25 protein-coding genes and 3 pseudogenes are annotated in these 23,910 nt (G+C 64.1%); 15 read left to right on the top strand and 13 right to left on the bottom strand.

Going from position 1 to position 23,910, the window contains the following annotated elements:
* Window positions 1–45: 45 nt before the first annotated feature.
* The 5 genes and pseudogenes from DES43_RS23205 to DES43_RS16915 form a co-directional block, all read right to left on the bottom strand.
* Window positions 46–165, bottom strand: a pseudogene (locus tag DES43_RS23205) (hydantoinase B/oxoprolinase family protein); the annotation flags it as partial.
* A 131-nt stretch (window positions 166–296) separates the two neighbouring features.
* Window positions 297–644 (bottom strand): hypothetical protein, encoded by a 348-nt coding sequence (locus DES43_RS22460; protein WP_035031193.1) that lies wholly within the window; start codon window positions 642–644, stop codon window positions 297–299.
* Window positions 590–860, bottom strand: a pseudogene (locus DES43_RS16930) (integrase core domain-containing protein); the annotation flags it as partial. The gene DES43_RS22460 and the pseudogene DES43_RS16930, both read right to left, overlap by 55 nt.
* 352 nt (window positions 861–1,212) lie before the next feature.
* Complete coding sequence (locus DES43_RS16920; RefSeq protein WP_035031190.1) at window positions 1,213–2,649, bottom strand: NAD-dependent succinate-semialdehyde dehydrogenase; 1,437 nt, start codon at window positions 2,647–2,649, stop codon at window positions 1,213–1,215.
* Window positions 2,650–2,699: 50 nt separating this feature from the next.
* The gene (locus DES43_RS16915; RefSeq protein ID WP_035031187.1) at window positions 2,700–4,067 is read right to left on the bottom strand and encodes an aminotransferase; all 1,368 of its coding nucleotides are present in this window, start codon (window positions 4,065–4,067) and stop codon (window positions 2,700–2,702) included.
* A gap of 106 nt (window positions 4,068–4,173) precedes the next feature.
* Here DES43_RS16915 and DES43_RS16910 point away from each other — a divergent pair, with 106 nt between their 5' ends.
* The 3 genes from DES43_RS16910 (at window position 4,174) to DES43_RS16900 (ending at window position 6,877) form a co-directional block, all read left to right on the top strand.
* On the top strand, window positions 4,174–5,121 hold the full coding sequence (locus DES43_RS16910) for a transketolase (RefSeq protein ID WP_051520745.1): 948 nt from the start codon (window positions 4,174–4,176) through the stop codon (window positions 5,119–5,121).
* Window positions 5,118–6,095 (top strand): transketolase family protein, encoded by a 978-nt coding sequence (locus DES43_RS16905; RefSeq protein WP_035031185.1) that lies wholly within the window; start codon window positions 5,118–5,120, stop codon window positions 6,093–6,095. The genes DES43_RS16910 and DES43_RS16905 overlap by 4 nt, the downstream gene beginning before the upstream one ends.
* Before the next feature lie 104 nt (window positions 6,096–6,199).
* On the top strand, window positions 6,200–6,877 hold the full coding sequence (locus DES43_RS16900) for a GntR family transcriptional regulator (protein ID WP_035031182.1): 678 nt from the start codon (window positions 6,200–6,202) through the stop codon (window positions 6,875–6,877).
* Window positions 6,878–7,086: 209 nt separating this feature from the next.
* On the opposite strand, the gene DES43_RS16895 is transcribed toward DES43_RS16900, so the two are convergent.
* Both DES43_RS16895 and DES43_RS16890 read right to left on the bottom strand, forming a co-directional pair.
* Window positions 7,087–7,359 carry a hypothetical protein gene (locus DES43_RS16895; RefSeq protein ID WP_198027553.1) on the bottom strand — a complete coding sequence of 91 codons (273 nt, stop codon included), beginning with the start codon at window positions 7,357–7,359 and terminating at the stop codon, window positions 7,087–7,089.
* 60 nt (window positions 7,360–7,419) lie between these two features.
* Window positions 7,420–7,734 carry a hypothetical protein gene (locus tag DES43_RS16890; RefSeq protein ID WP_084496595.1) on the bottom strand — a complete coding sequence of 105 codons (315 nt, stop codon included), beginning with the start codon at window positions 7,732–7,734 and terminating at the stop codon, window positions 7,420–7,422.
* 3 nt (window positions 7,735–7,737) lie between these two features.
* Here DES43_RS16890 and DES43_RS23385 point away from each other — a divergent pair, with 3 nt between their 5' ends.
* From DES43_RS23385 to DES43_RS16860, 6 genes are all read left to right on the top strand, one after another.
* Window positions 7,738–7,968: a helix-turn-helix transcriptional regulator gene (locus DES43_RS23385; protein WP_084496594.1), complete on the top strand. Its 231-nt coding sequence runs from the start codon at window positions 7,738–7,740 to the stop codon at window positions 7,966–7,968.
* A gap of 134 nt (window positions 7,969–8,102) precedes the next feature.
* Window positions 8,103–8,705 carry a hypothetical protein gene (locus DES43_RS16880; protein WP_035031179.1) on the top strand — a complete coding sequence of 201 codons (603 nt, stop codon included), beginning with the start codon at window positions 8,103–8,105 and terminating at the stop codon, window positions 8,703–8,705.
* A gap of 126 nt (window positions 8,706–8,831) precedes the next feature.
* Complete coding sequence (locus tag DES43_RS16875; protein WP_035031176.1) at window positions 8,832–9,668, top strand: universal stress protein; 837 nt, start codon at window positions 8,832–8,834, stop codon at window positions 9,666–9,668.
* Between the two features lie 57 nt (window positions 9,669–9,725).
* On the top strand, window positions 9,726–11,246 hold the full coding sequence (locus tag DES43_RS16870) for a bifunctional aminoglycoside phosphotransferase/ATP-binding protein (RefSeq protein ID WP_035031174.1): 1,521 nt from the start codon (window positions 9,726–9,728) through the stop codon (window positions 11,244–11,246).
* A gap of 142 nt (window positions 11,247–11,388) precedes the next feature.
* Entirely contained in the window at window positions 11,389–11,775 is a 387-nt protein-coding gene (locus DES43_RS16865; RefSeq protein WP_035031172.1) for a hypothetical protein, read from the top strand.
* Window positions 11,776–11,842: 67 nt separating this feature from the next.
* Window positions 11,843–12,289 carry a universal stress protein gene (locus DES43_RS16860; protein WP_035031170.1) on the top strand — a complete coding sequence of 149 codons (447 nt, stop codon included), beginning with the start codon at window positions 11,843–11,845 and terminating at the stop codon, window positions 12,287–12,289.
* An 87-nt stretch (window positions 12,290–12,376) separates the two neighbouring features.
* Here DES43_RS16860 and DES43_RS22980 read toward each other — a convergent pair.
* The 6 genes and pseudogenes from DES43_RS22980 to DES43_RS16825 form a co-directional block, all read right to left on the bottom strand.
* Window positions 12,377–13,852, bottom strand: a pseudogene (locus tag DES43_RS22980) (aminotransferase family protein).
* 40 nt (window positions 13,853–13,892) lie between these two features.
* Complete coding sequence (locus tag DES43_RS16845; protein WP_035031166.1) at window positions 13,893–14,657, bottom strand: amino acid ABC transporter ATP-binding protein; 765 nt, start codon at window positions 14,655–14,657, stop codon at window positions 13,893–13,895.
* Window positions 14,654–15,313: an amino acid ABC transporter permease gene (locus DES43_RS16840; RefSeq protein WP_035031163.1), complete on the bottom strand. Its 660-nt coding sequence runs from the start codon at window positions 15,311–15,313 to the stop codon at window positions 14,654–14,656. The genes DES43_RS16845 and DES43_RS16840 overlap by 4 nt, the downstream gene beginning before the upstream one ends.
* A gap of 10 nt (window positions 15,314–15,323) precedes the next feature.
* The gene (locus DES43_RS16835) at window positions 15,324–15,971 is read right to left on the bottom strand and encodes an amino acid ABC transporter permease (RefSeq protein WP_035031158.1); all 648 of its coding nucleotides are present in this window, start codon (window positions 15,969–15,971) and stop codon (window positions 15,324–15,326) included.
* A gap of 48 nt (window positions 15,972–16,019) precedes the next feature.
* A complete protein-coding gene (locus tag DES43_RS16830; protein WP_425352119.1) occupies window positions 16,020–16,781 on the bottom strand; it encodes an ABC transporter substrate-binding protein in 762 nt (253 codons plus the stop codon).
* 304 nt (window positions 16,782–17,085) lie between these two features.
* Window positions 17,086–18,042, bottom strand: a complete 957-nt coding sequence (locus DES43_RS16825) for a LysR family transcriptional regulator (RefSeq protein ID WP_035031147.1) — start codon at window positions 18,040–18,042, stop codon at window positions 17,086–17,088.
* Window positions 18,043–18,319: 277 nt separating this feature from the next.
* Here DES43_RS16825 and DES43_RS16820 point away from each other — a divergent pair, with 277 nt between their 5' ends.
* The 6 genes from DES43_RS16820 (at window position 18,320) to DES43_RS16795 (ending at window position 23,892) form a co-directional block, all read left to right on the top strand.
* Window positions 18,320–19,012: a CoA transferase subunit A gene (locus DES43_RS16820; protein WP_035031297.1), complete on the top strand. Its 693-nt coding sequence runs from the start codon at window positions 18,320–18,322 to the stop codon at window positions 19,010–19,012.
* A complete protein-coding gene (locus tag DES43_RS16815) occupies window positions 18,996–19,652 on the top strand; it encodes a 3-oxoacid CoA-transferase subunit B (protein ID WP_245264775.1) in 657 nt (218 codons plus the stop codon). The genes DES43_RS16820 and DES43_RS16815 overlap by 17 nt, the downstream gene beginning before the upstream one ends.
* The gene (locus DES43_RS16810; RefSeq protein WP_035031137.1) at window positions 19,653–20,936 is read left to right on the top strand and encodes an ArgE/DapE family deacylase; all 1,284 of its coding nucleotides are present in this window, start codon (window positions 19,653–19,655) and stop codon (window positions 20,934–20,936) included.
* A gap of 316 nt (window positions 20,937–21,252) precedes the next feature.
* Window positions 21,253–22,272 carry an ABC transporter substrate-binding protein gene (locus DES43_RS16805; protein WP_133675830.1) on the top strand — a complete coding sequence of 340 codons (1,020 nt, stop codon included), beginning with the start codon at window positions 21,253–21,255 and terminating at the stop codon, window positions 22,270–22,272.
* Entirely contained in the window at window positions 22,272–23,075 is an 804-nt protein-coding gene (locus tag DES43_RS16800) for an ABC transporter ATP-binding protein (protein ID WP_051520743.1), read from the top strand. Before DES43_RS16805 ends, DES43_RS16800 begins: the two co-directional genes overlap by 1 nt.
* Window position 23,076: 1 nt before the next feature.
* Window positions 23,077–23,892 (top strand): ABC transporter permease, encoded by an 816-nt coding sequence (locus tag DES43_RS16795; RefSeq protein ID WP_035031131.1) that lies wholly within the window; start codon window positions 23,077–23,079, stop codon window positions 23,890–23,892.
* The last annotated feature ends 18 nt before the right edge of the window (window positions 23,893–23,910 follow it).

Genomic DNA, 23,910 nt, shown 5'->3' with positions numbered 1-23,910 from the left:
CAGCTCGGTCAGCGGACGGGTCGCCATGTCCATCGACATGACATGGATGGGCAACGCATCCTCGACGGAGACCAGCTTGTGGTCGTAGGTCAGGATGGCGCAGGAAAAGTCGCGCGCGTTCTTGATGACGGCCGAGCGGCTGGCGCGCATGACGACCAGCGTCATCTCGCGCACGATCGCCTCGAAACGGCTTTTCAATACCGACATCAGAAAGGGGTCAACGCGCCGTTCCGAAGTGTCGAGTTCAGGCTTGCTGGTGGAGTCTATGGCGGTCATTGCCTCATACAGTCGTTGGGTTAGGCGACGGTGACGACGAGATTGCCGTAGCGGTCGATCTCACCATGATGCTGGTCCTTCAGATAGGCGGTGAAGGTCTCGGCCTCGACCAGATACGGGCCGGCCAGTTGCGCGCCGGCGCCAAGCTCGGCCATTTCGTAGACCGCCAGATCCTCGACGCGCCGCGTCTCCTGCTGGTAGATGCCGCGATGCGCCTTGGGCGCGACCGGTCCGGTCTGGTTGCCGAGCGTGTTCTTCTGCCAGATGTCCTGACCGAAGCGCTTGCCGATGGCGCGCAGCTTCCATGTGTTAGTCCCGGCATCTGGTGGATCGGAATCAAGATGAATCCATCCGGCTCTGCAGTCCATCGTTTGCAGATGAATTCGTATGAGGTGACGCCTTTGAGCGTCTTGAGTCTTCGGGCGAAGTTATAGGCTGCCAGGAAGTCCGCGAGGTGGGCTCGCAACTGGTCGTGGTTTTCGTGGTGGAAGCGCTTGAGACGGTGGCGTCCTTGATGGTGTGTTCATCCGCTCGACCTGGCCATTGGTCCAGGGGTGGTTGGGCTTGGTCAACCTGTGTTCAATCCGGTCCGCATCCACGATGCAGATGCTCGTCATCTCAAGGGAAACATCCAGTCCAGCAAAGTAATTCATCGTCTCTCTCCATTCCGGTTGGTCGTGGACCGGAATGAGCCGGCCAGATCACCGTTCACGGTATGGCAAGACGCGCTTTCTTCACACGCGACGAAAACAGAAACAGTTACCCCAGCTAGAACATCGGACCAAAAATTGGAATCCGGTTTTCGGTGATCCCGATGCTCTATCAATAATTCAGATCGTCCTTTGTGTGTCTGGACGGACGCACGGCGATCCGGGCACGTCGCCCGCAAACGGGAACCGGAAGCGCAACGGCTTCCGGTCCACATTCCGTCCACCGTTACCGTGCTGCCTGGGTTATGAACTTGGTGACCAGATATGCCTCGAGGGCCTCCGTTCCGCCCTCGGAGCCGTAGCCGCTGTCCTTGACGCCGCCAAACGGCACTTCCGGCAGCGCCAGCCCGAGATGGTTGAGGGTCAGCATGCCCGTCTCCAGCGCCTGTCCCAGCTCAGTCGCCGTCTTCACCGAGGCGGTGAAGGCATAGGCGGCAAGCCCGTAGGGCAGACGGTTGGCCTCGGCCACAACGTCATCGAAGCTCCTGAACGGCGCCACCAGAGCCACCGGCCCGAACGGCTCCTCGTTCATGATGCGCATGTCGCCGGTGACGCCCGACAGCACCGTGGGCTCGTAGAAGCTGCCCTTGTTGCCGATGCGCTTGCCGCCGGTCTCCAGCTTCGCGCCCTGGCTGACCGCCTCGGCGATCAGCGCATCGACCGCCTGAACCCGCCGCTCGTTGACCAGCGGCCCCATCTGCGTGCCCTCGGCCAGACCGTCGCCCACCTTGACGGCCTTCACCTTGCCCACGAACTTGTCGAGAAACGGCTGGTAGGCCCGTTCCTGGATCAGGAAGCGGGTGGGCGACACGCACACCTGCCCGGCATTGCGCAGCTTCGATGCGGCCAGCAGCTCCGCCGCCTTGTCGAGATCGGCATCGTCGAACACGATGGCCGGGGCATGGCCGCCAAGCTCCATCGTCGCCCGCTTCATGTGCTGGCCGGCCAGAGCGGCCAGATGCTTGCCGACCGGGACCGAGCCGGTGAACGACACCTTGCGGATCACGGGATGCGGCACCAGATAGCCCGAGATGTCGGGCGGATTGCCGTAGACCAGGTTGAGCACGCCGGCAGGCAGGCCGGCATCCCTGAAGATATCGGCGAGCGCGGCCGGCGAGGCGGGCGTTTCCTCCGGCGGCTTGACGATGATCGAACAGCCGGTGGCAAGGGCGGCGCCGATCTTGCGCACGGCCTGCGAGACCGGGAAGTTCCACGGCGTGAAGGCCGCCACCGGACCGACCGGCTCCTTCACGACGAGCTGGCTGACGCCCTCCGCCCGCGCCGGCACGATGCGGCCGTAGGTACGCCGGCCCTCTTCGGCGAACCAGTCGATGATGTCAGCCGAGCCGTTGATCTCGGCCATCGCCTCGCCCAGCGGCTTGCCCTGCTCGGCGGTCAGGAGCCCGGCGATACCCGGCGCGCGCTCGCGCAGCAGCCGCGCCGCCTCGCGCAGCACCTTGCTGCGCTCGAAGGGCGAAACCTTGCGCCACACCCGGAAACCGCGCTCGGCCGCCGCCAGCGCCCGGTCGAGATCGGCGCGGGTGGCGCAGGCGACAGTCCCGATCACCTCGCCCGTCGCCGGATTCTGGACGTCCAGCGTCCCGCCCTCCGAAGCCGCACTCCACGCCCCGTCGATGAAAAGTCCTACCTGCGGGTATTTCATTCGTGTCCATCCATGAATACTGGCCTTCAATAATGACGACCGCTGGAATATCAGCGTTCGAGTTCGTCCCGCACGTCTTCTATCGCAAACGACAGCGCCTGTACGAGTTCGTCTATCTGTTCCGGCTCGATAACATATGGCGGGCAAAGCGCCAGCACGTCGCCCATGTTGCGAAGGATGATGCCGTGCGCGCGGCACGCACGCTCGACCCGCGCACCGACACGCGCCTCGGCCGGAAAGCTCTCCCCGGTGGCACGGTCCGCCACCAGTTCGACCCCCGCTATGAGGCCGACCGAGCGGATCTCGCCCACCATCGGATGCTCGGCCAGAGCCTCGGCCAGCCGCGTCCGCATGCGTTCGCCAAGGCTGCGGGCACGCGCAACGACGTCCATTTCACGGTAGATTCGCAGCGCCTCCGCCGCCACCGCCGATGTGACGGGATGCCCCGAATAGGTGAAGCCGTGGCCGAACACCCCGTTGCGCTGGCCTTCGTCGGCGATCGCCTGATAGAGCTTGTCCGATACGACCACAGCGGCGATCGGCAGATAGCCCGACGACAGGCCCTTGGCGACCGAGAACATGTCGGGGACGAAGCCGAAGGTCTGGCTGCCGAACCAGTTGCCGGTGCGTCCGAAACCGCAGACCACCTCGTCGGCCAGAAGCAGGATGTCGTATTTGTCGAGCAGCTTTCGCAATCTGGGAAAATAGCCCTGCGGCGGAACGATCACACCGCCGGCGCCCATCACCGGCTCGGCAATCATGGCCGCCACGCTGTCGGGATCGGCCTGCAGGATGATCGCCTCCAGTTCATGGATGAGCCGGTCGACGAATTCTTCCTCGCTCTCGCCCGGCCGGGCTTCGCGATAGTGATGCGGTTTGCCGGCGTAAAGGATGTCGTCCGTGGCCATGTTGAATGACCTGTGCATATGCGGCAGGCCGCTGAGCGCCGCTCCCATGACCGTGCTGCCATGGAACGCGCCCTTGCGGCTGATGATGCGGCGCTTGCCCGGCTTGCCGCGCGCGGCCTGATAGTACCAGGCCAGCTTGATCATCGAATCGTTGGCTTCCGAGCCGGAGTTCGCGAGGAATATCTTGCAGGGGGCCAGCGGCGAGACCGAAGCGATCTGGTCCATGAGGTCGATGCACGCCTCGTTGGAACGGTGATTGAAGGTATGATAGTTTGCCAGCCGGCCGAATTGGTCGCTGGCCACGGCGGCCAGCCTCGCATCGTTGAAGCCCAGCGATGCCGTCCACAGGCCCGCCATCCCTTCCATGTAGCGCCTGCCGGCATCGTCGCGCACATACACGCCCTCGCCGCCGGTGATGATCAGCGGGCCTTCCTGCTCGTGACGCCTCGGATCTGTCTGCGAGTGCAGATGCAGTTTCATGTCGATGGCACGCGCCGAGTTGTGAAGCATGCTGTGTTTCCCGCAGTGCTGGCGATTGCTATTGCGGCTCAATCCAGTATCTTATAACTTATAAGATGTCGAGCGCCGGGGCGCATAGAACCAGCGAGGGGACAAAATGGAGCCAACGGGCGCAACTTCATGGCCACGAAATGTTTCGGATCCCGGGCCCGTCACCCCGCAGGAGGCCGGGCGCCTGCGCGAACGTGCGCGGTTCGTGCGGCTTGAGACGATCAGGCTGATCTCGATCGCGAAAGTCGGACACTATTCGTCCGTCTTTTCCTGCGCCGAAATCTTCTCGACCCTCTATTACGACACCATGAACATTCGCCGCGGCGAGCCCGGCTGGCCCGGGCGCGACCGCTTCCTGATGGGCAAGGGCCATGCGGCGGTCGGCCAGTTTCCTGTGCTGGCCGATCTCGACTTCTTCGACAAAGCCTGGCTCGACGACTACACCCGCCTGGGCAGCCCGCTGGGCGATCACCCCGACATGCGCAAGGTTCCCGGTGTCGATTTCAGCTCCGGCTCGATCGGCCACGCTCTTTCGAACGGCGTCGGCATGGCGCTGGGCGCGCGCTTCCGCAAGCAGGATTTCGACGTATTCGTGCTGCTGGGCGACGGTGAGATGCAGGAAGGGCAGGTCTGGGAAGCCGCGCTCAGCGCCGCGACCCACAGGCTGGGGCGGCTGGTGGCCATCGTGGACCGCAACGGCTACCAGCTCGACGGCAGTGTCGACGACATTGCCGCCGTGGAGCCGCTCGCCGACAAGTGGCGGGCTTTCGGCTGGGAGGTGCACGAGGTCGACGGCCACGATGTGGTTGCGCTGGCCAACCTGCTGCGCCGGATCAAGGCCGACAGGACGCGCAGCCAGCCCTGCTGCATCATCGCCCGAACCGTGAAGGGCAAGGGCATCGACTACATGGAAACGGAACCGGGCTGGCACCTCGGCTACCTTGCGCCGGAAGACGAACGCCGCGCGCGCGAAACCATCCTTGCCGGCGCCGATGCCGAGGTGGCGGGCACCGGCATCACCAGTCCCGCTATCACCAGCGAAGGTACAGCATGAATTCGACTCTCCATCCCGACAGCTGGCAGTATCGCGAACTCAACAAGCGCGCGCCTTCGCTCTCCGTTCTTTCCGACACCCTCATCGAACTCGCCGAGGCCGGACATCCCGTGGTGGCCGGAACGGCCGACCTCCAGCACTCCAACGGCCTGACAGGCTTCGCCGGACGTTTTCCGGAACGCTTCACCCAGTTCGGCATATCGGAGCAGAACATGGTGTCGGCGGCAGCGGGCATGGCCACGACAGGCGTGATCCCCTATGTCGCGACCTTCGCCTCGTTCCTGGCCCTGCTGTGCTGCGAGCAGATCCGCATGGACGTCGCCTATTGCGCGCAACCGGTGCGGCTGATCGGTCATCATACGGGCATCTCGATGGGCTTCTACGGCACATCCCACCACGCCACCGAAGACATCGCCATCATGCGCTCCATCGCCGATCTGACCGTGGTGTCGCCGGCCGACGGCCCGCAATTCGCCGCCGCGCTCAGGGCTTCCGTCGATTACCCGCAGCCCATTTATTTCCGTATCTCCCGGGGGCACGATCCTGAAGTCTACGCGCGCGATACGCCCTTCGAATTCGGAAAGGCGGTCATCCACGAGCTGGGCCGGGACCTCACCATCATAGCGACGGGCATGCCCGTTCATCCGGCCCGGACCGCGATGCGGGCCTTGCAGGAAGAGGGCTATTCCGTCGGGCTGATCGACATGCATACGATCAAACCCCTGGACCGCGCGGCGGTGATGCAGGCGGCGAAGACCTCGCGGGTGATCCTGACCGTCGAAGAGCACAATGTGCTTGGCGGCCTGGGCGGCGCGGTTGCGGAAGTGCTGGCGGAAGAGGGCGGCGGCGCGCGCCTGGTCCGTCACGGCATCAGGGACGAATTCAGCCTCATCGCCCGGCCGACCCATCTTTATCGCCACTACAGGCTCGACGCGAAGGGCGTCGAAGAGATAGCGCGCCCGCTGGTTGCCTGAGGCGGCGAGCCAGCCCCGGCACACGTGCCCGCCGGCAAATTATATCTTGTAGAATCGTCCCCAAGGTGATGACGCTATTTAAAAGGTGGGAAGGAGAAGCAACCGTGAACATCCAGCCGCTAGAGCAGGGCAATCTTTCCGCCCGCGCCTACATTGCCTTGCGCGAAGGGTTGATCTCCGGTCAGTTCAGGCCCGGGCAAAGGCTGGTGATGCAGGACCTTGCCGAGAAGCTCGGCACCAGCGTCACTCCGGTTCGCGAGGCATGCCTGCGGCTGGTCAGCGAGCGCGGGCTGGAACTGCGTTCGGGCCGCTTTGTCACCGTGCCGCCCATGACGCTGGCCCGCTACATGGAAGTGAGAACCATACGGCTCTCGCTGGAAGGACTGGCCGCCGGGCTGGCCGCCGAGACCGCCACGGAAGAGGAGATCGACCGGCTGGTGGAGATCCAGACGATCTTCGAGAAGGTCGACCGGGCCGGCGACCCGGAGGACGCCTTCCGCTACAATCGCGATTTCCATTTTGCGGTCTACAGGCTTTCCAGAATGGATATGCTGGTTGCGCATATCGAAAGCCTCTGGGTGTCGATGGGGCCGATGCTGACCGTCTTCTTCAAGGAAGGCGAGCACAAATATATCGGTGCCGCGGAGCATCAGAATGTGATCGCCGCGCTGAGGGAGCGGAAACCTGCCAGGGCGAGGACCGCGATCGAGCGGGACCTCATTCTGGGCGGCGAGGATTTCCTCCGTTTCCTGCGCACCCATGAAGAATTTGCCGTCAGTTGAAGAGCCCGGCGCAGCAACGGCAGCTGATGGCGGCTTTGCGAAATATCCGGTCCGCAACCCGGATATGTCACCGCATTCCCGAAGGTTGGGACCGGCGCGGTCCCGCTGCGCGGCGGGAAGGCAAGGCCGTATCCATCCGAATGGAAGCGGCGCCCTCGCCCACCACAGCCCGCCCGGCCGACCGGCACTGGCCCACTGAACGCGACTGACTATTCGTCGGGATCGTCTGCAAGGCAGCCCAGGCCATGGCAGCCCTGATAGTTGCCATGCTCGTCGAAATTCGGCTCGCCCTGCCTGTCGAACTGGGGCGTATCGTCCACCGTCTGGCCGGAATTGTCGACCAGGCACCCGACGCCGTGGCAGCCATTGTAGCCGCTTGCGGGGGCGTGGTTGGAAGTCGTGTGATGCCGCTTGCTCTTCTTGTCCTGCGCCATGCCCTCGACGATCGCACCGAGCACCGCTCCGGCCACGGCGGCCCCCACATCGTGACCCCGGTGATCGTACTTGATCTCGTTGGCGTCGCCGACGCCGTAGAACCAGATTTACCCGTCTCCGACCATCACGCCCTGCCAGTTCGCGAAGAGGCTTTCATAGCCTTGCGCATGAAGCGCGCTCTTCACCTTCGCCGTGACGACCTTGTCGTAGTCGGCAACGAAATGGGCCGCATCCCCGATCTTCACCGACTTGCCGTCGATGCGCGCCTGAAACGGATAATCGACCATCGCCGCCACAGCCGCCTTGTCGCCTTCGGACACGGCCTTCTTCAGCGCGTCGAAGAACGAACGGTAGCGGGCATGTTCGTCAAACAGTGAGTCGATGGTCGCGTTCATCCCGCCGGCGGCCTCTCGCCAAGCCATCTCCTGCGCGCTTTCCGGCAGACCACCGGGCAACCCCCGCATCAATATGTGCTGCAATGCCGGCTCGACCTTGCCGAACGGCTCATCGTCTCATCCGGCAAGCCGTTTGCCGAAATCGCGGCGTTGTGCGGCTTCCCCTGTCACAGCCACCTGTCTTCCGTCATGAAACGATGCCGCGGGGCAAGCCCCGGCAACCTGCGGCGCCAGACCGGCAAACCCTCTCGCCATATCTGAAGCCGGCGAGGCAGATGGATCGCAGCTTTTCCGGATTTTCTTGCGGCAGCCGGGGTCCTTGCGCTACGCATCGTGCGTAGCCGGTCCGGTTCCGGACCGATGCCGCGCAGGCAGTCCGCAGGTTGGAAGCACATATGAATGTCGACGCGCCGATCCAGGAGAGCCACGAGATATTCGTGCACATCCGCATCATCGTGGGCATGGTGCTGGGCATCAGCGTCGCCCGTCTGGTTACCGGCGTAACCCGCTTCCTCCAGCATCCGGGCACGGAGAAGGTCTATGCCGTCCATCTGGGCTGGGTGGCGTTCCTCTTCCTGTTCATCATCCATTTCTGGTGGTTCGAGTTCGCCCTGTCACAGATCAGGGTCTGGACCTTTCCCCTCTATTTCCTGCTGATCTGCTATTCGATCGTCTTCGTCATGCTGGCGGCGATGCTTTTTCCCGACCAGATCAGCGAATACAAGGGCTTCCGCGACTATTTCCGGCAGCGCAGGAAATGGTTCTACGCGCTCCTCCTCGTTCTGCTGCTGGTGGACGTCGTCGACACGATGACCAAGGGCCAGAGCTACTACCACCATGTCTACGGCTGGGCCTATCCGGTGCGGCAGTCGCTGCTCGTCGCTGGCGCAGCCGGCGCGCTCTTTGTCGATTCCGAGCGCTATGACGCCGTCTTCGTGGCATTCGCCCTGCTCTTCCAGATCGTCTGGATCCTCACGCTGTTCGACGTGCTCGCATGATCCGACACCGCACCGGACGCCGGCTCGGGTTCGCTCCTCCGGGACAAAGCCTTTGATCCAACGCAAGCGCTTCGGTTCCGGCATCTGCTATGAGGGGATGTGAAGAAAGCACCGCGGAGCATCCCGATGAGCTTCAAGACAATCCTGACAGTGACTTCCCCCGGCCATGGCGACGCCGATCTCAAGCTCGGCGCCGCGCTTTGTGAGGACGTCGAGGCGCATCTCGCCGTCTTCGTCGTAGGGCTGGCCGCGCCGCCACCGATCGGCGCCTATGCGGCGGTCGTTTCAGAAGCCTGGTATCAGGAAAGGCAGGTCGATCTGGAAAAGCTCCAGGCGCGCACGGACGCGGTCTCCGGCCTGCTTGCCTCCATGACGATCTCGTCCGACATAGCGAGCGAATACCAGGAGATCGCCTGGGCCGACGAAGCCATCGGCCGCCGCGCCCGCTATGCCGACATGGCCCTGTTGGGACCGGACGGGCTTTCGTCCGACGAGCTGAAAACCAATGTGGTCGAGGGTGTGCTGTTCCATGCGGGCAAGCCGCTGCTGCTGGTCCCGGCAGGCCACACACCCACCCTTTCGCCGAAACGGATCATGGTCGCATGGGACGGGCGGCTCGAATCCTCGCAGGCCGTTGCATGGTCGCTTCCGCTGCTTCGGACTGCCGAAGACGTGCATCTCGTTCTCGTCGATCCGGTCGAGGGCAACGAGGAGCATGGCGAGGAACCGGGCGCGGACGCCGCCGCCTATCTCGCGCGCCATGGCGTCAGGGTCGTGGTGGACCGGGTGCCAAGCCAGGGGCGAGACGTCGCCTCCGCGCTGCGCCAGCATGCGGTCGACACCGCCGCCGATCTTCTGGTCATGGGTGCCTACGGCCACTCCAGATTGCGGCAGCGGATTTTCGGCGGCGTCACCAGTTCCATGCTCGAAAGCCCGCCGCTGCCGGTGTTCATGGCCCGCTGACGAGCGCGGGCCGGCAGCCGGTCTGCAAGCCCGCCACGATATTTGCGGAGACGGACGTTGGATACAGACGGGCAGGCCGAGGCTGTCGCGTTCCTTTCGGACCCGGCCACCCATGGCGGCGCGGGCGTCGAGACGATGCTCACCCATATATCGCGCGTCTTCCTGACGGGTGAGCGCGCCTACAAGATGAAGCGCGCCGTGAAACTGCCCTATGCCGACTTCTCGACGCCGCAGCGGCGCCTTGCGGCCTGTGTCCGCGAGGTCGAGCTCAACTCGATGACCGCGCCGGACCTTTACCTCGGTGCGCGGCGCATTACGCGCGGCGCCGGCGGCGCCCTCGAATTCGATGGCGACGGGCCGCTTGTCGACGCCGTCGTGGAAATGCGGCGCTTCGATCAGTCGGCCCTGTTCGACCGCATGGCGCGGGAAGGCCGGCTCACGCCCGGGCTGTTGACCGAAACGGCGCGCACGATCCGGCGCTTCCATCGCGAAGCGCCCATCGCGGATGCCGGGGATGGCGCGGCCAACATGCGGCGCATTCTGGAAATCAACCGGGCCGGGTTCGCGGCCGGCAACTTCTTCGACGAGGCAGGGGTCGGCGCGCTCGATGCCGGCTTTCACGCCGCGCTCGCGCGTCACGCGACCCTGCTCGACAGCCGCGCCGCCGCCGGCAAGGTTCGCCGCTGCCATGGCGACCTGCATCTGCGCAACATCTGCCTCGTGCGCGGCGAACCCTGCCTGTTCGACTGCATCGAGTTCAGCGAGCAGATCGCCACGACAGACGTTCTCTACGACGTCTCGTTTCTGCTGATGGACCTGTGGCATCGCGGCTTTCCCGAGCTCGCCAATCTGGTGACGAACCGCTATCTCGATGAGGCCGACGACGAGGACGGTTTCGTCCTCCTGCCCTTCTTCATGGCGGTAAGGGCGGCAATAAGGGCGCATGTCCTCGGGACGCAAGCTGCCGAAGGCGGTGGCGACGCAAAGGTTGTGGGCGACGAGGCGCGGAGCTACTTCACCCTCGCAACGGCCTTGCTGGAGGAGCGGCCGGCCCGGCTCGTCGCCATCGGCGGCCTCAGCGGCTCCGGCAAGACGACGATTGCCGATGCTCTGGCCGCGCATGTCGGGGCGCCTCCGGGAGCGCGCATCGTGGAAAGCGACCGCATCCGCAAGGCCATGCACGGCGTGCCGCCGGAAACACGCCTGCCGGAAAAGGCCTATCGGCCCGAAATCTCCGAACAGGTCTACGGCGATATGGTCTGGCGTGCGGGTGTCGTCCTGTCGGCGGGCGGCTGTGTCGTCGCCAACGCCGTCTTCGACCGCCCGGCGGATCGCGCGCGCATTGAAAACGCGGCCGCAACGCTCGGCCTGCCGTTTCTCGGTATCTGGCTGGAGGCTGCGCCCGACGTTCTCTGGCAAAGGGTGGAACGCCGCAAGGGCGGCACTTCGGACGCCACGGTGGATATCCTGTCGCGGCAGTTGCAGCGGGATGCCGGCACGGTCGGCTGGCAGCGGATCGACGCCGGCCTCAGCCCGCCGGAAATCGTCGGTTCGATCCTCGCCCTGCCCTCCGGCTGAGGCGCAGCCTTGCCGTTACACATGGCCCGCACCGAAACGACAAGCAGGGGGCAGGGGATGCTGCATTCCACCCGGCTTCCTTGATGCGGATCAAGGCGCGGTGCGCCGGACCTCGCATTGTGGAAGAAAAGGAGACCAGACCATGACGGAACTGAAGGACCTGACACCGAACTTCCGCCACGTGAGACTTCTTCTCGCGCGGACCGCAGGCCACCCACAGGGCGACCGCGAAGAGGGCTACGATCTTCTCGTGCCGCTCGACGAGACCGGATGCCTCGACGCCGCCACATGGAAGACACATCAGGCCTTCTGCCGTGTCCGCCGCTTTTCCGATAACGACGGCGAGCGCATCGGCCGCCTGCGGCGCAAGCCCGGCGGGCAATGGTATTTCGACTATGAGGAAGGCGACGCCGACAACGAGATCGGCTTCCGCCTCGGCGAGGAAAGTTTCGTCACCGGCGAATATGTCTCGATCAGGCAGGACGGGACCATGCAGACCTATCAGGTGGCGCGGGTCGAAAAACCCTGATCCCCTTGACCGGGCACCGGATCGGTGCCGGTGCAAAACGCCGCACACAATGTCAGCGAGAAAAGAAATGTACAAACATATCCTTATTGCAACCGATGGCTCGGAGCTCGCAGCCAGAGGCGTCGAACACGGTCTGGCGCTCGCCGCACCGCTAGGCGCCAGAGTGACGGTGCTGAACGTTTCGGAACCGCTGCGGCAGGAGGCGGCGCGCGCGGCCGCCCTGGGCGGCATCGCCGACCCGGTTGTCCGCTATGACCAGCAGATCGACGAGGAGATGAAGAACCGGTTCCGGTCGATCGAGCAGCGCGCCGCCGAACACGGCGTCACCGTCGATCTGCTGCATGAGATTGACGATCATCCCGCCGAGGCCATCGTCAGGACAGCGAAGCTGAGGGATTGCGATGTGATCGTCATGTCGTCGCATGGCCGGCGTGGCGCTGCGCGCCTGCTGCTTGGCAGCCAGACCCAGGAAGTGCTGGCCCACACGACACTGCCTGTGCTCGTCGTGCGCTGAAGCCGCGAAAGCGCCCGGCGTCGGTCCGCGCAGCAATGCAGGGACCGGACGCCGGAGCAGGAGATGGCCGGCGTTCCGGGCCGTATATCAGAAGCCTGCCATTGGCAGCTTGAGCTCCCACGCCAGAGCGCTCAGGGTGTCGTCAAGTATGGAGAGGATTTCGTCCGCCTCGGCCCCGGTCACGATCATCGGCGGACAGATCAGGAAGTGATCGCCGTCGACGCCACCGCGCGTGCGGCGCGAATAGATGATGAGCCCGCGCTCATAAGCCAGTTCGACCACCCTGTTATAGGCGTTGAGCCCGGCCGGAAGCGGCGCCATCGTCTGCTTGTCCGAGACGAATTCGGCAGCCAGAAGCAGGCCCTTGCCGCGCACGTCTCCGATGAAGGGATAGCGTTCGGCCAATGCGTGGAGCCCGCCCTTGAGACGATCGCCCATGCGCGTGGCATTTGCCAGAAGATCGAGCCTGTCGATCTCTCCCAGCACCGCAAGACCTGCCGCACAGGCCAGCGGGTTGCCGGCATAGACCATTTCATCGTTTCTCCGAATCGATGAAATGATCTAACTATTTGTTTATACTGCATTTGTGCGACGCCAAATGTTTCCATTTGGCTGCAAAATGCTCTAGGTGTAGCCATGGGCGAAGCCGCCCATGCCGAGCACAGGCTGTACCAGCCGGTCCGAGGCGATCATGGCGCCAAGCGGTGCGTAGCCGGCACCGAGGCCCTTCGACAGGGCGACGATGTCGGGCCGGCAGTTCCAGTGGTCGCCGCCGAGATATTTGCCGGTGCGGCCGGCACCACTCATGACCTCGTCATGAATGAGAAGAACGCCGTAGCGGTCGCAGATCTCGCGGATCCGGGCGTAATAGCTGTCGGGGGCAACGAGCGCCCCGGTTGAAGCGCCGCCAATCGGCTCCATGATGAAGGCCAGCACGGATTCGGGGCCTTCGGCCTCGATCCGGGCCTCCAGAAGATCGGCGTATTTCAGCCCGCGCTCCTCCATCGTCAGATTGTCGCGATCGAGATAGGCGGTCGGAGCCGCGATCTTCGGCATGGCCGGCAGCATCGGCGTGAACGGCGCGGTGAGCGCATTGTAGCCTGTGACCGCCAGAGCGCCAAGCGTGGCGCCATGATAGGAAGGGAAGCGGGAAATAACCTTCCAGCGGCCTGCCTGATCGGTGGCCACCGCCCACTGGCGGGCCAGCTTGATGGCCGACTCAACCGCTTCGGAACCGCCGGAGACGAAGAACACCTTGTCCAGATCGCCGGGCATCCGTCCTGCCAGCCTGCGCGCCAGCTCCTCGGCCGGCTCGTTCTCGAAATGCAGCCGGTAGATGAAGGTGGCACGGTCCAGCTGCGCCTTCATGGCCGCGATCACATTGGGATTGGAATGGCCGATGTTGACGACCATCGCGCCCGAGGAGCCATCGATGACCCGCCGTCCGTTTTCGTCCCAGATATAGATGCCCTGCGCATGGGTGGCCTGGGGGCGGCGACTGCGCGACTGATAAAACAGGTGCGAGGGAGCGCGCTCGGGTTTGGTGACGGCGGTATCGGACATTGACGGGTCTTTCGGCTGGATGTGCGACAAGAGCCTGGGTTCAGGCGGAAAGGTGCTTGCGCAGGAACTGCCGGGTGCGTTCCTGCCGGGGATTGCGGAAGAGTTGCGCGGGAGGGCCTTCCTCGACGACAACGCCGCCATCCATGAAGATGACATAGTCCGATACCTCGTCGGCAAAACGCATTTCATGCGTGACGATCAGCATGGTCATGTGTTCGGCGGCAAGCTGCTTCATCACGGCGTTGACCTCGTCGACGAGCTCCGGGTCGAGCGCTGATGTCGCCTCGTCGAAGAGCATCACCTTGGGTTTCATCGCCAGCGCCCTGGCGATGGCCACACGCTGCTTCTGCCCGCCGGACAGCCGCGACGGATAGACGTCGACCTTGTCGGCCAGACCCACCTTGGCCAGCAGATCGCAGGCCAGTTCGCGCGCCTCCGCCTTCGCCATCCCCTTCAGCTTGATCGGCCCGAGGGTGATGTTCTCCAGAACGGTGAGATGCGGGAACAGGTTGAAGTGCTGGAACACCATGCCCATCTGCTGCCGCACATGGTTGATGTGACGCTCATAGGCCATGCCCTGAATGTCGAGGTTGACCCTTTCGCCATCCAGCCAGACCTCGCCTTCGTTCAGCGTTTCAAGCTGATTGATCGAGCGCAGCAGCGTCGATTTTCCGGACCCGGAAGGGCCGATCAGCGCAAAGATCTGCCCCTTGCCGACCGAAAAATCGATCCCCTTGAGCACTTCCAGATGGCCGAACGATTTGCGTGCGTTACGCACTTCGACCATGGGCGTGTTTTGTGTCATTTTGTAGCCTCCACGCGCTTTTCGATCAGCGCCAGCACGCCTTCGAGCAGCAGGTTGAGCAGATAATAGATTGCCGCCACGGCGATGTAGAACTCGAAGGGGCGGAAGGTGGAGGAAATGCCGAGCTGGGCTGCATTGACCAGTTCCGCGATGCCGATCACCGAAACCAGCGACGATTCCTTCAGCAGGGCGATCATGTTGCTGCCGATGGGCGGCAGGGTCAGGCGCACGGCCTGGGGCACGACCACATAGCGCAGGGTTTGCAGCCGCCCGAAGCCGAGCGAGCGCGAACCTTCGGTCTGCCCCTTGTCGATGCTGGCGATGCCGGCGCGCAGGATGTCGGCGTTATACACCGCATAGTGGAGGCCGAGGCCGATGACTCCCGACCAGATCGCGGGAATGTCGATGCCGATCTGCACCAGCCCGAAATAGATCAGGAAGAGTTGCAGAAGCAGCGGCGTGCCCATGAACAGCCACATGAAGCCGGCGACCGGGGCGCGGATGACGGCCGGGGCATAGAGCAGCGCCACCGCGAAAACGACACCCATGCCGAAGCTCAAAAACCCCGCCAGTACCGAAATCAGCGCCGTCCACCACGCTCCCCAGGCAAGGAACGGCAGATATTCGACGAGAACCGTGAAATCCAGACCCTGCATGCGCGTGCCCTCAGTCGATCGCGAAGCGCCGGTCGGCCAGCCGCACCAGCATCGACACGGCGATCACGATCAGCATGTAGAGAAGGGCGGCGACGGCGAAGACCTCGAACGGCTTGTAGGTGGAGGAAATGTAGCGCTGCGCCGTATAGGCGAGATCGATCACCGAGATTGCCGAAACCAGCGAGGACCCCTTGATCAGCGCCACCGTGTTGACGCCCAGCGGCCGGATCATCAGCCGTGCCGCCTGCGGCAGGATCACCAGCCACATGGTGCGCGCACGGCCGAAGCCGATGGTGCGGGCGGCCTCGCGCTGGCCGTGGTCGACGGCAAGGATCGCGCCGCGCATGGACTCCGCCATATAGGCCGCAATGTTCATGCCCAGACCGATCCAGCCCGCGGTGAAGGGCGACAGGTTGATGCCGATCTGCGGACCGCCGAAATAAAGCAGGAAAAGCTGCACAAGGCAGGGAGTGCCGCGAAAGACGCTGACATAGGCGGCGCCGGCGAAGCGAAGGGCCCGGCTGCGCGACAGCCGCATTGCCGTAAGCGCGGCAGCAAGCACCATCCCCAGAACGAAGGCCAGGAACGAGATGACGACCGTCACCCCGGCTGCTTCCAGGAAATAGGGAAAAATCCTCTGGATCAGCGCGATGTCCATCGTCCCCTCCCATGGAAGGCCGGACCCGGCGGGTCCGGCGAATGGTGATCAGCGGATGTCGCGGCCGATCCACTTGGTGGCAATGGTTTCGTAGGTGCCGTCGGCCATCATGTCGTCGAGCGCCTTCTGCATCGCCGCCTTGAGTTCCGGATTGTCCTTGCGGATCGCGATGCCGATGCCGACGCTGGCACCCTCGATATCGGGGATGTCGAGCATGTGGATCGGATCGCCGGTTTCCTTGATCACGGCCAGCAACGCAATGTAGTCGACCACAACCGCGTCGACGCGGCCGGCCTTCAGTTCCATCACAAGCTCGGGAAGCCCCTTGTAGGTGCGGATCGTCCAGCCCCCCGTCTCACGAGCCCATTTCTCATGGGTTTCGCCGAGCGTCACGCCGAGGGTCTTGCCCTTGAGATCGTCGAGACCCTTCACCGTAGAGTCGTTCAGAACGAAGATGCCGCGGCCGTCGCGATAGTACGGTCCGACGAAATCGACGGCTTTCTGCCGCTCCTCGGTGATGGCCATCGAGCCGACGATTGAATCGTACTTCTGCGCGAGAAGGCCGGGAATGATGCCGTCCCACGCCGTGGTGAGGACCTCGCCCTTCACGCCGAGGCGCTTGGCGATCTCGTTGGCGATGTCGACGTCGAAACCGACAAGCTGGTTCTGCTCATCGATCATGCTGAAGGGCGGATACTGGCCCGACATGGCGGCGCTCAGCTTGCCCGATTCCCTGATCGAGGCAAGTTCATCGGCAGCAGCCGGAAACGCTGCGCTGAAAGCCAGCCCGAGAACGAGCGCGGAGTGCATCGCGACCCGTGAAATGGATTGAAACATGGAGGTCTCCCGCTGGTGATTGTTATCGATTGTTATGGATCGGTGCGTTCCGAAATTTTTTCTGGATACTCGCGTGCGGCAGGTCATTCTTCAAATAGATAGTTTGAATATCAAATATAGATCTGACAAATAATCCCGCGAGCGATGACCGCCGCCAAACCGGAGCGCCATAGCGAAATCCCGGCGCGGGAGACCCGGATTCCAAAAACCGGAGCACGTCGTCCGAAAGCGGCGATTTCCTGCCCGAGGTCATGACGTTCCGGAAAGAATGAGCATGTCAGGAATAGGTGCGCTCTTCAAACGGCGTTGCCGCGATCATCTCATGCATCACCGTCACGAATGCGGTCTCGGCCGGATTGAGGCTGCGGCGGGGGTTCAGGACGAAATGAATGTCGATGGCAGGCAGCTCTTCCCATGGCGGCAACGGCCACAGGAGCCCTGACTTGACCTCGCGCCGCGCGACATGGACGGGCAGCGCGCCAATGCCAAGGCCGTTGACGATCATGCGCCGCACCTCGGGAAGATTTGCGGAAACCCCGCGCGGCTCTGCTTGCAGGTTCACCCTCTCGCGCAACTGCCGCACCAGATAGAGCGGCCCGTTTTCGATCTCGGTCTGGAACGAGACGGACGGCTGGCCGGACAAATCCCCGGGCGCGATGTCCTTCCTGCCGAAAAGCGGATGGCCGGGACCGCAGAACAGGCCGAAGAATTCGCGAAACAGGATGCGGTTGTCGAGCTGGGGATCGTCCTCGCGCATGAGGCACAGGCCCAGCGTAGCCTGGTTTTGCCGTATCCGGCTGACGACATCGGCGCTGTCGGTGATCGAGATCGAGTAGGTCACCTCGGGATAATCCCTGTTGAACCGGGACATCGCCTCGTCGAAATGCGGGCAAACCACATGGCTGGTCATGGCGATGGCGATATGGCCGGTGACCACGCTCTCGGCCGCCGCCATCAGGCCGGGCAGGCGCGAGATCGAACCGAAGAGCATGCAGCTTTCGCGGTAAAGCGTCTCTCCCGCCGGCGTCAGCGCGAAATGGCCGGGACGCCGGTCCAGAAGCCGCTTCTCGACCGTGTCCTCGAGCCGCTTCAGCGCGCTGGAAACCGTGGGCTGGCTCAGGGCCAGAAACTCCGCCGCCCGGGTGATGCCGCCCTGCTCCACCACCGCCGTGAAAGTGCGCAGGAGGTTCCAGTCCAGCCGCCAGATGAAACGCTCTTCATAGGGGCGCATCATAAATCCAATCAATGGTCATGATTATGTTTATCTGTTTGCGCTATGCACAGGAAGCAGTCAAGACTGCCCGACAAGCAGATTCCGAACGCGAAGCAGCCTTCAGGCTCACCGTGCAAGCAACAAGGTCAGCGCCCGGACCGGCGTTTCGCCATCCGGCCTGCACGTTCTGCTGCGAACGGCATGAGCATGACGCTTCGGTGCAAGGCGGTCTGTTCCCAAAATTCGTGAAAGCCGTGGCCAGCCTCCTGTGGAGGGCCGCAAATACCGGGCGATCTGCATGACACTTCCTGACAAGCGCGGCACGATCGAAGAGGCCATATCCGCCATAGGCGATGGCGCCTCGGTCATGCTGGGCGGCTTCGGCGTGCCGGGAACGCCCTTCTGCCTGATCCGCGAACTGGTCCGGCAGGGCCCCCGCAATCTGACCGTCATCAAGAACGACGCCAATGAAGCGGGAATGGGCGTCGACTGGCTTCTGGAAAACGGTCAGGTGGCGAGGCTGGTCACCAGCCATATCGGCCTCAACCCGACCGCCATACGCATGATGAACGAGGGCGCAATCGAGGTGGAGTTCGTGCCACAGGGCATTCTGGCCGAGCGCATCCGCATCGCCGGGGCCGGGATGATGGGTTTCGTCACCGATATCGGCCTTGGCACGCCGATCGAGGAAGGCAAGCCGCGCATTGCCGTAGACGGCAGGACGGGTCTGCTGGAAACCGCGCTGCGGGCCGATTTCGCGCTGATCCATGCCGACAGCGCCGATTCCTTCGGCAATCTTTCCTTCTCGGCCTCGGCGCGCAACTTCAACCCGCTGATGGCCATGGCGGCACGCAAGACCATCGTCGAGGCCGAGCGCATGGTGCCCCTCGGCGCGCTGCTGCCCGAACATGTCCACCTGTCGGGAACCTTCATCGACATTGTGGTCGAACTGCCTGAATTGCCGGAGGTCTACGGTGTCATCCAACGCTAAGGAGCGGATGCTGAAGCGCGCGGCCGCCGATATCGTGCCCGGCATGACCGTCAATCTGGGCATCGGCCTGCCCACCGAGGTCCTGCAACATGTCGAGCCCGGCGTGCCGGTCTGCCTGCATTCGGAGAACGGCATCGCGGGCGTCGGCCCGGTGCTGTCGCCCGACAAGGCCGACCGCAACCTGATCGATGCGGGCGGCGCCTATGTCTCGGCCATTCCCGGCACGGCGTTTTTCGACAGCGCGGTGAGTTTCGCCATCGTGCGCTCGGGGCGGCTCGACCTCAGCCTTCTGGGGGCTTTCGAAGTGGCGGCCAACGGCGATCTGGCCAACTGGAAAATCCCCGGCAAGTTCTCGCCCGGCATGGGCGGCGCGATCGAGCTGGCGCAAAAGGCGCGGCGGGTGGGCGTCATCATGATGCACACGGACCGCAAGGGCAATCCGAAGATCCTCGACCGATGCACCCTGCCCCTGACCGCCAGGGGCCATGTGAACCGGATCTATACCGACATGGCGGTGTTCGACATCACAGCCGAAGGGTTGCAGTTGCGCGAGATTGCCCTGGGCTCCGACCTGACCGAGCTTCGTGCCGCCACAGGTGCGCCCTTCCATGTCCCCGATCAGGATTTGCCGAGGTTCTAGATGGACAGCACCGCCATTCTCCACGCCGTCGATGCGGTCTTCGACCGCGAGCTGGAATTTCTGGCCGAGCTGGTGCGCCATCCCTCGACACGAGGTGCCGAGCAGTCGGCGCAGGATTTCATCGCGGGCGAGCTGGCCGGCCTTGGCTACGAGGTCGACCGCTGGCGCTTCGACGTGGCGGACATCGCCGGCATGCCCGGCTTCTCGCCCGTGATCGGCAATTACGAGGACGCCGTGAACGTGGTGGGCAGCCTGCGCAGCCGCACCCGCGGCGGGCGCAGCCTCATTCTCAACGGCCATGTCGACGTGGTGCCCACCGGCCCGCTGGACATGTGGGACCGTGGCCCCTTCGACGCCCATATCGACGACGGCTGGATGTATGGCCGCGGTGCGGGCGACATGAAGGCGGGGCTGGCCTCCAACCTGTTTGCCATCGAGGCGCTGAAGCAGCTCGGCCTGCGTCCCGCCGCCGACGTGTTCTTCCAGTCGGTCGTCGAGGAGGAATGCACCGGCAATGGCGCGCTGGCCTGCCTCCAGCGCGGCTATCGCGCCGATGCGGCGCTGATCCCCGAACCCTTCGCCGAAAAATTCGTATCCTCGCAGGTCGGGGTGATCTGGTTTAAGGTGCGCCTGAAGGGCCTGCCGACCCATGTCGCCTATGCAGGTTCGGGCGCCAACGCCATTGAGGCGGCAATTCCCCTGTTCGAGGCGCTGCACCGGCTGGAGCATCGGATGAACGCGCCGGAATGCCGCCATCACGACTATGCCGGGCACAGCCACGCGCTCAATCTCAACATCGGCAAGATCGAGGGCGGCGACTGGGCCAGCTCGGTGCCTGCCTGGTGCGTTTTCGACGTGCGCATGGGCGTGTTCCCCGGCCAGGACCTCGACGAGATGCGCCACATGATCGAGGAGGCCGTTCTGGAAGCGGCCCGCAGCCACCCCTTTCTCGCGAAGAACCGCCCGGAGATAGTCTACAACGGCTTCGCCGCCGAGGGCTATTCCTTCAGGGATCACAAGGGCGAGACGGCGCGCGAGGCGCTGGCCGCGCTGGACCGCGCCCACAGCCTTGTCGCCGGCAAGCCGCTCGGGCACGAGGCGATCACCGCCACCACGGACGCGCGCTTCTTCGGCCTATACGCCGACACGCCCGCGCTGGTCTACGGCCCGCGCGCGGAGGCGATCCACGGGTTCAACGAGCGTGTCGATCTGGAATCCGTGCGCCGCGTCACCCAGTCGACCGCCCTGTTCATCGCAGACTGGTGCGGTCTGGAAAAAGCCTGACCCTGCGCGACGTCACCCTAGTTTCGGCTGCCCGCACCGGATCGTGAAGGCCGCCCGGGAACCGGCTGCCGTCATGCCGGATCGCTTTTCCCGCCAGACGGCAACCCGATGCCACCCTTACGAGGCCGGCATGGACTCTGGCCGATCCGACACAACAGAAATATCTGATTGCAATTTTGATACATCAGATGTAGAAAAACCACCTTCGGCCGGACCCTCTGGTCATCTGCACGCGTCTTCGCTTCAGGGGAAACGACAGAACCGTCGGATACGGAGGCCGGAAAGACGCACTCGCGCACAAGGGGGAGACCCGCGCATGTCTTCAATCAGTCGTCGTAGTCTCATGGCCGCTGCTGCGGCCGCGGTATTGGCTCCCTCATTCGCCCTGCCGGTATGGGCGCAGGATCTGCCGAAGCTGGAGTTCCTTTATTCTCCCTACGCCGACTATGCGCCTTTCTTCGTTGCGAAAGAGCTTGGCTTCTTCGAGGATTTCGGCGTCGATGTGACGCTGTCCCCGAAAGGCGACACGGCAGAGACCATCCAGATGCTGGCGTCCGGCAATATCGAGGCGGGCGCCGCCACCTGGGCCTCCAGCCTCTTCAATGCGCTGGACCGCGGGGCCACGGTCGCGATCATCGCCACCTCGGCCCGCATGCCGTCCACCGTCCCCTCTCCGTCGCCGTTCATGGTCTCGCAGACGGCTTGGGACGCAGGAATCCGGACCGTCGCCGACCTCAGGGGCAAGCGCGTCGGCATTCCCGGCCCCGGCGGGTTCGGCATGTTCTCTGTCGCCAGGGCGCTTGAGAAGGGCGGGCTGACGATCGAGGATGTCGAGCCGGTTTTCCTGCCGCCGCCGGCAACCGCAGCCGCCTTCGCCAATGGCGGGCTGGAGGCGGGCTGGAGCATCGAGCCCTTCGCCGGACAGCTGGAGAAACAGGGGCTTGGCCGTCGTCTGGTCGAGGATCACACCTTCGGCACCGAGCTCGGCCTGATCGCCTTCAACCAGGATTTCGTGACCGCGAACGAGGATGCGGTGGTGCGCTTCATGGCGGCCTATCTCAAGGCCGCCCGCCTGCTCGACAATGGCGGATGGGAGGATGCCAGGATCCTCGAAGTCGTGGCGAAGTATACGGGAACCGAACCCGATGCCCTGCGCGGCATCCCCTACACCGTCCGCTCCGAGGACGGAGCCATCGACATGGCTTCGGTGCGTGAGCAGGAGGAGTTCTTCCGCAAGCGCGGCGCGCTCGAATATGACGGCCCGGTGGATATCGAGAGCGTCTATCGCATCGATCTCCTCAAGCGCGCCAACGATCTGCTCGCAAGCAAGCCGTGATGGCGACGGTGCAGGAAGCGGTGCGCCCGGCCGCGATGCAACAGGCACAGCCGGCCATCGAGGTCAGCCATCTGACCAAGGCGTTCTACGACAGCGAGGGCGACCGCGTGACCTTGGCCGTCTCCGATGTCAGCTTCTCGGTGGCGCGCGGCGAGTTCGTCTGCATCGTCGGGCCGAGCGGCTGCGGCAAGACCACGGTGCTGCGTATCCTCGCCGGCCTTGAGGAAAAGCTCAGCGGCACCGTGAAGCTGCACAGCGCCACGCCCCCTGCGATGGTCTTTCAGGAAGCGTCCGTCCTGCCGTGGCTGACGGTCTCGGAAAACATTGCCTTTCCTCTGAGCCTCAAAGGCGTTTCCCGCGCCCGGCAGGATGCACGCGTGCGTGACATGCTGGCCCTGACTGGACTTGCCGAATTTGCCACCGCGCGGCCGCATCAGCTTTCCGGGGGCATGAAGCAGCGCGTCTCGGTGGCGCGCGCCCTGGTGGACGATCGCGAGATTCTGCTGATGGACGAGCCCTTTGGCGCGCTGGACGAGCAGACGCGCCTCGTCCTCCAGCAGGAGCTGCTGCGCATCTGGGAGACGACCGGCAAGACCGTGGTGTTCATCACCCACAGCGTCGACGAGGCGCTGACGCTGGCCGACCGCGTGCTCGTCATGTCGCCGCGCCCCGGCACCTTGATCTCCAACCTGACCGTGCCGTTCGAACGCCCGCGCGACGTTGTCGAGATGCGGCGCGACAAGCGGTTCTGGGATATGACGTACGAGGTCTGGCGCCTGCTGGCCTCCCCTGCGAGGGCATGAGATGAGCGCCGCTCCCGTCACACTCACCGAAGACGAGTTGCGCCGCCTCAAGGCACCGGCGCGCCGCGAACGGCTGTTCCGCATCGCCTCCTATTTCAGCCCGCTGCTGCTGCTGCTCCTGTGGGAATTGTCGAGCCAGTTCAACCTGATCGACCGGCGCTTTTTCCCGGCTCCGAGCGCGATCGCCGGAACCGCCTGGCGCATGACGGTGAGCCTGGAGCTGTTCCAGCATATCGGCGCGACGCTGCGCCGTGTCGGCATCGGCTATGTCATGGGCGCCGTGCCCGGCATCGTCATGGGCCTCATCCTGGGCCTGTCGCGACCGGCCCGCCGGGTGCTGGGGCCGATTTTCGCGGCGCTCTACCCGGTGCCGAAGATCGCCATCCTGCCGCTGATCCTGCTGATATTCGGTGTCGGCGACGCCTCGAAATTCGTCGTCATCGCCATCGGCGTGTTCTTCCTGATGTTCTACAACACCATGGGCGGGGTGATGCAGACACCCCAGATCTACATGGATGTCGCCAGGAATGCCGGCGCGACCAGATTCCAGACTTTCAGGCGCATCGCCTTCCCCGCCGCGCTGCCGAGCATCTTCACAGGGCTGAAGCTCGCCGCCGGTTCGTCCTACATCATCATCGCGGCGGCCGAGTTCCTCGGCGCGCGCAGCGGCGTCGGCTTCTTCATCTGGGCGTCGTGGCAGACCTTCGCCGTCTCGCGGATGTTCGTCGGCATCGTCGTGATCTCCGTCATGGGCTATCTCACCATTCTTGCGCTCGAGGCGCTGGAGCGGCGTTTCGTGCCCTGGGCAAAACATTGAGAGGCTGAGGAGCAGAGG

The sequence above is a fragment of the Aquamicrobium defluvii genome (genome assembly GCF_004363725.1).
GTDB lineage: Bacteria > Pseudomonadota > Alphaproteobacteria > Rhizobiales > Rhizobiaceae > Mesorhizobium > Mesorhizobium defluvii.
The sequence above is the reverse complement of the archived record's forward strand: the minus strand, read 5'-3'. Positions and strand labels throughout refer to the sequence as shown.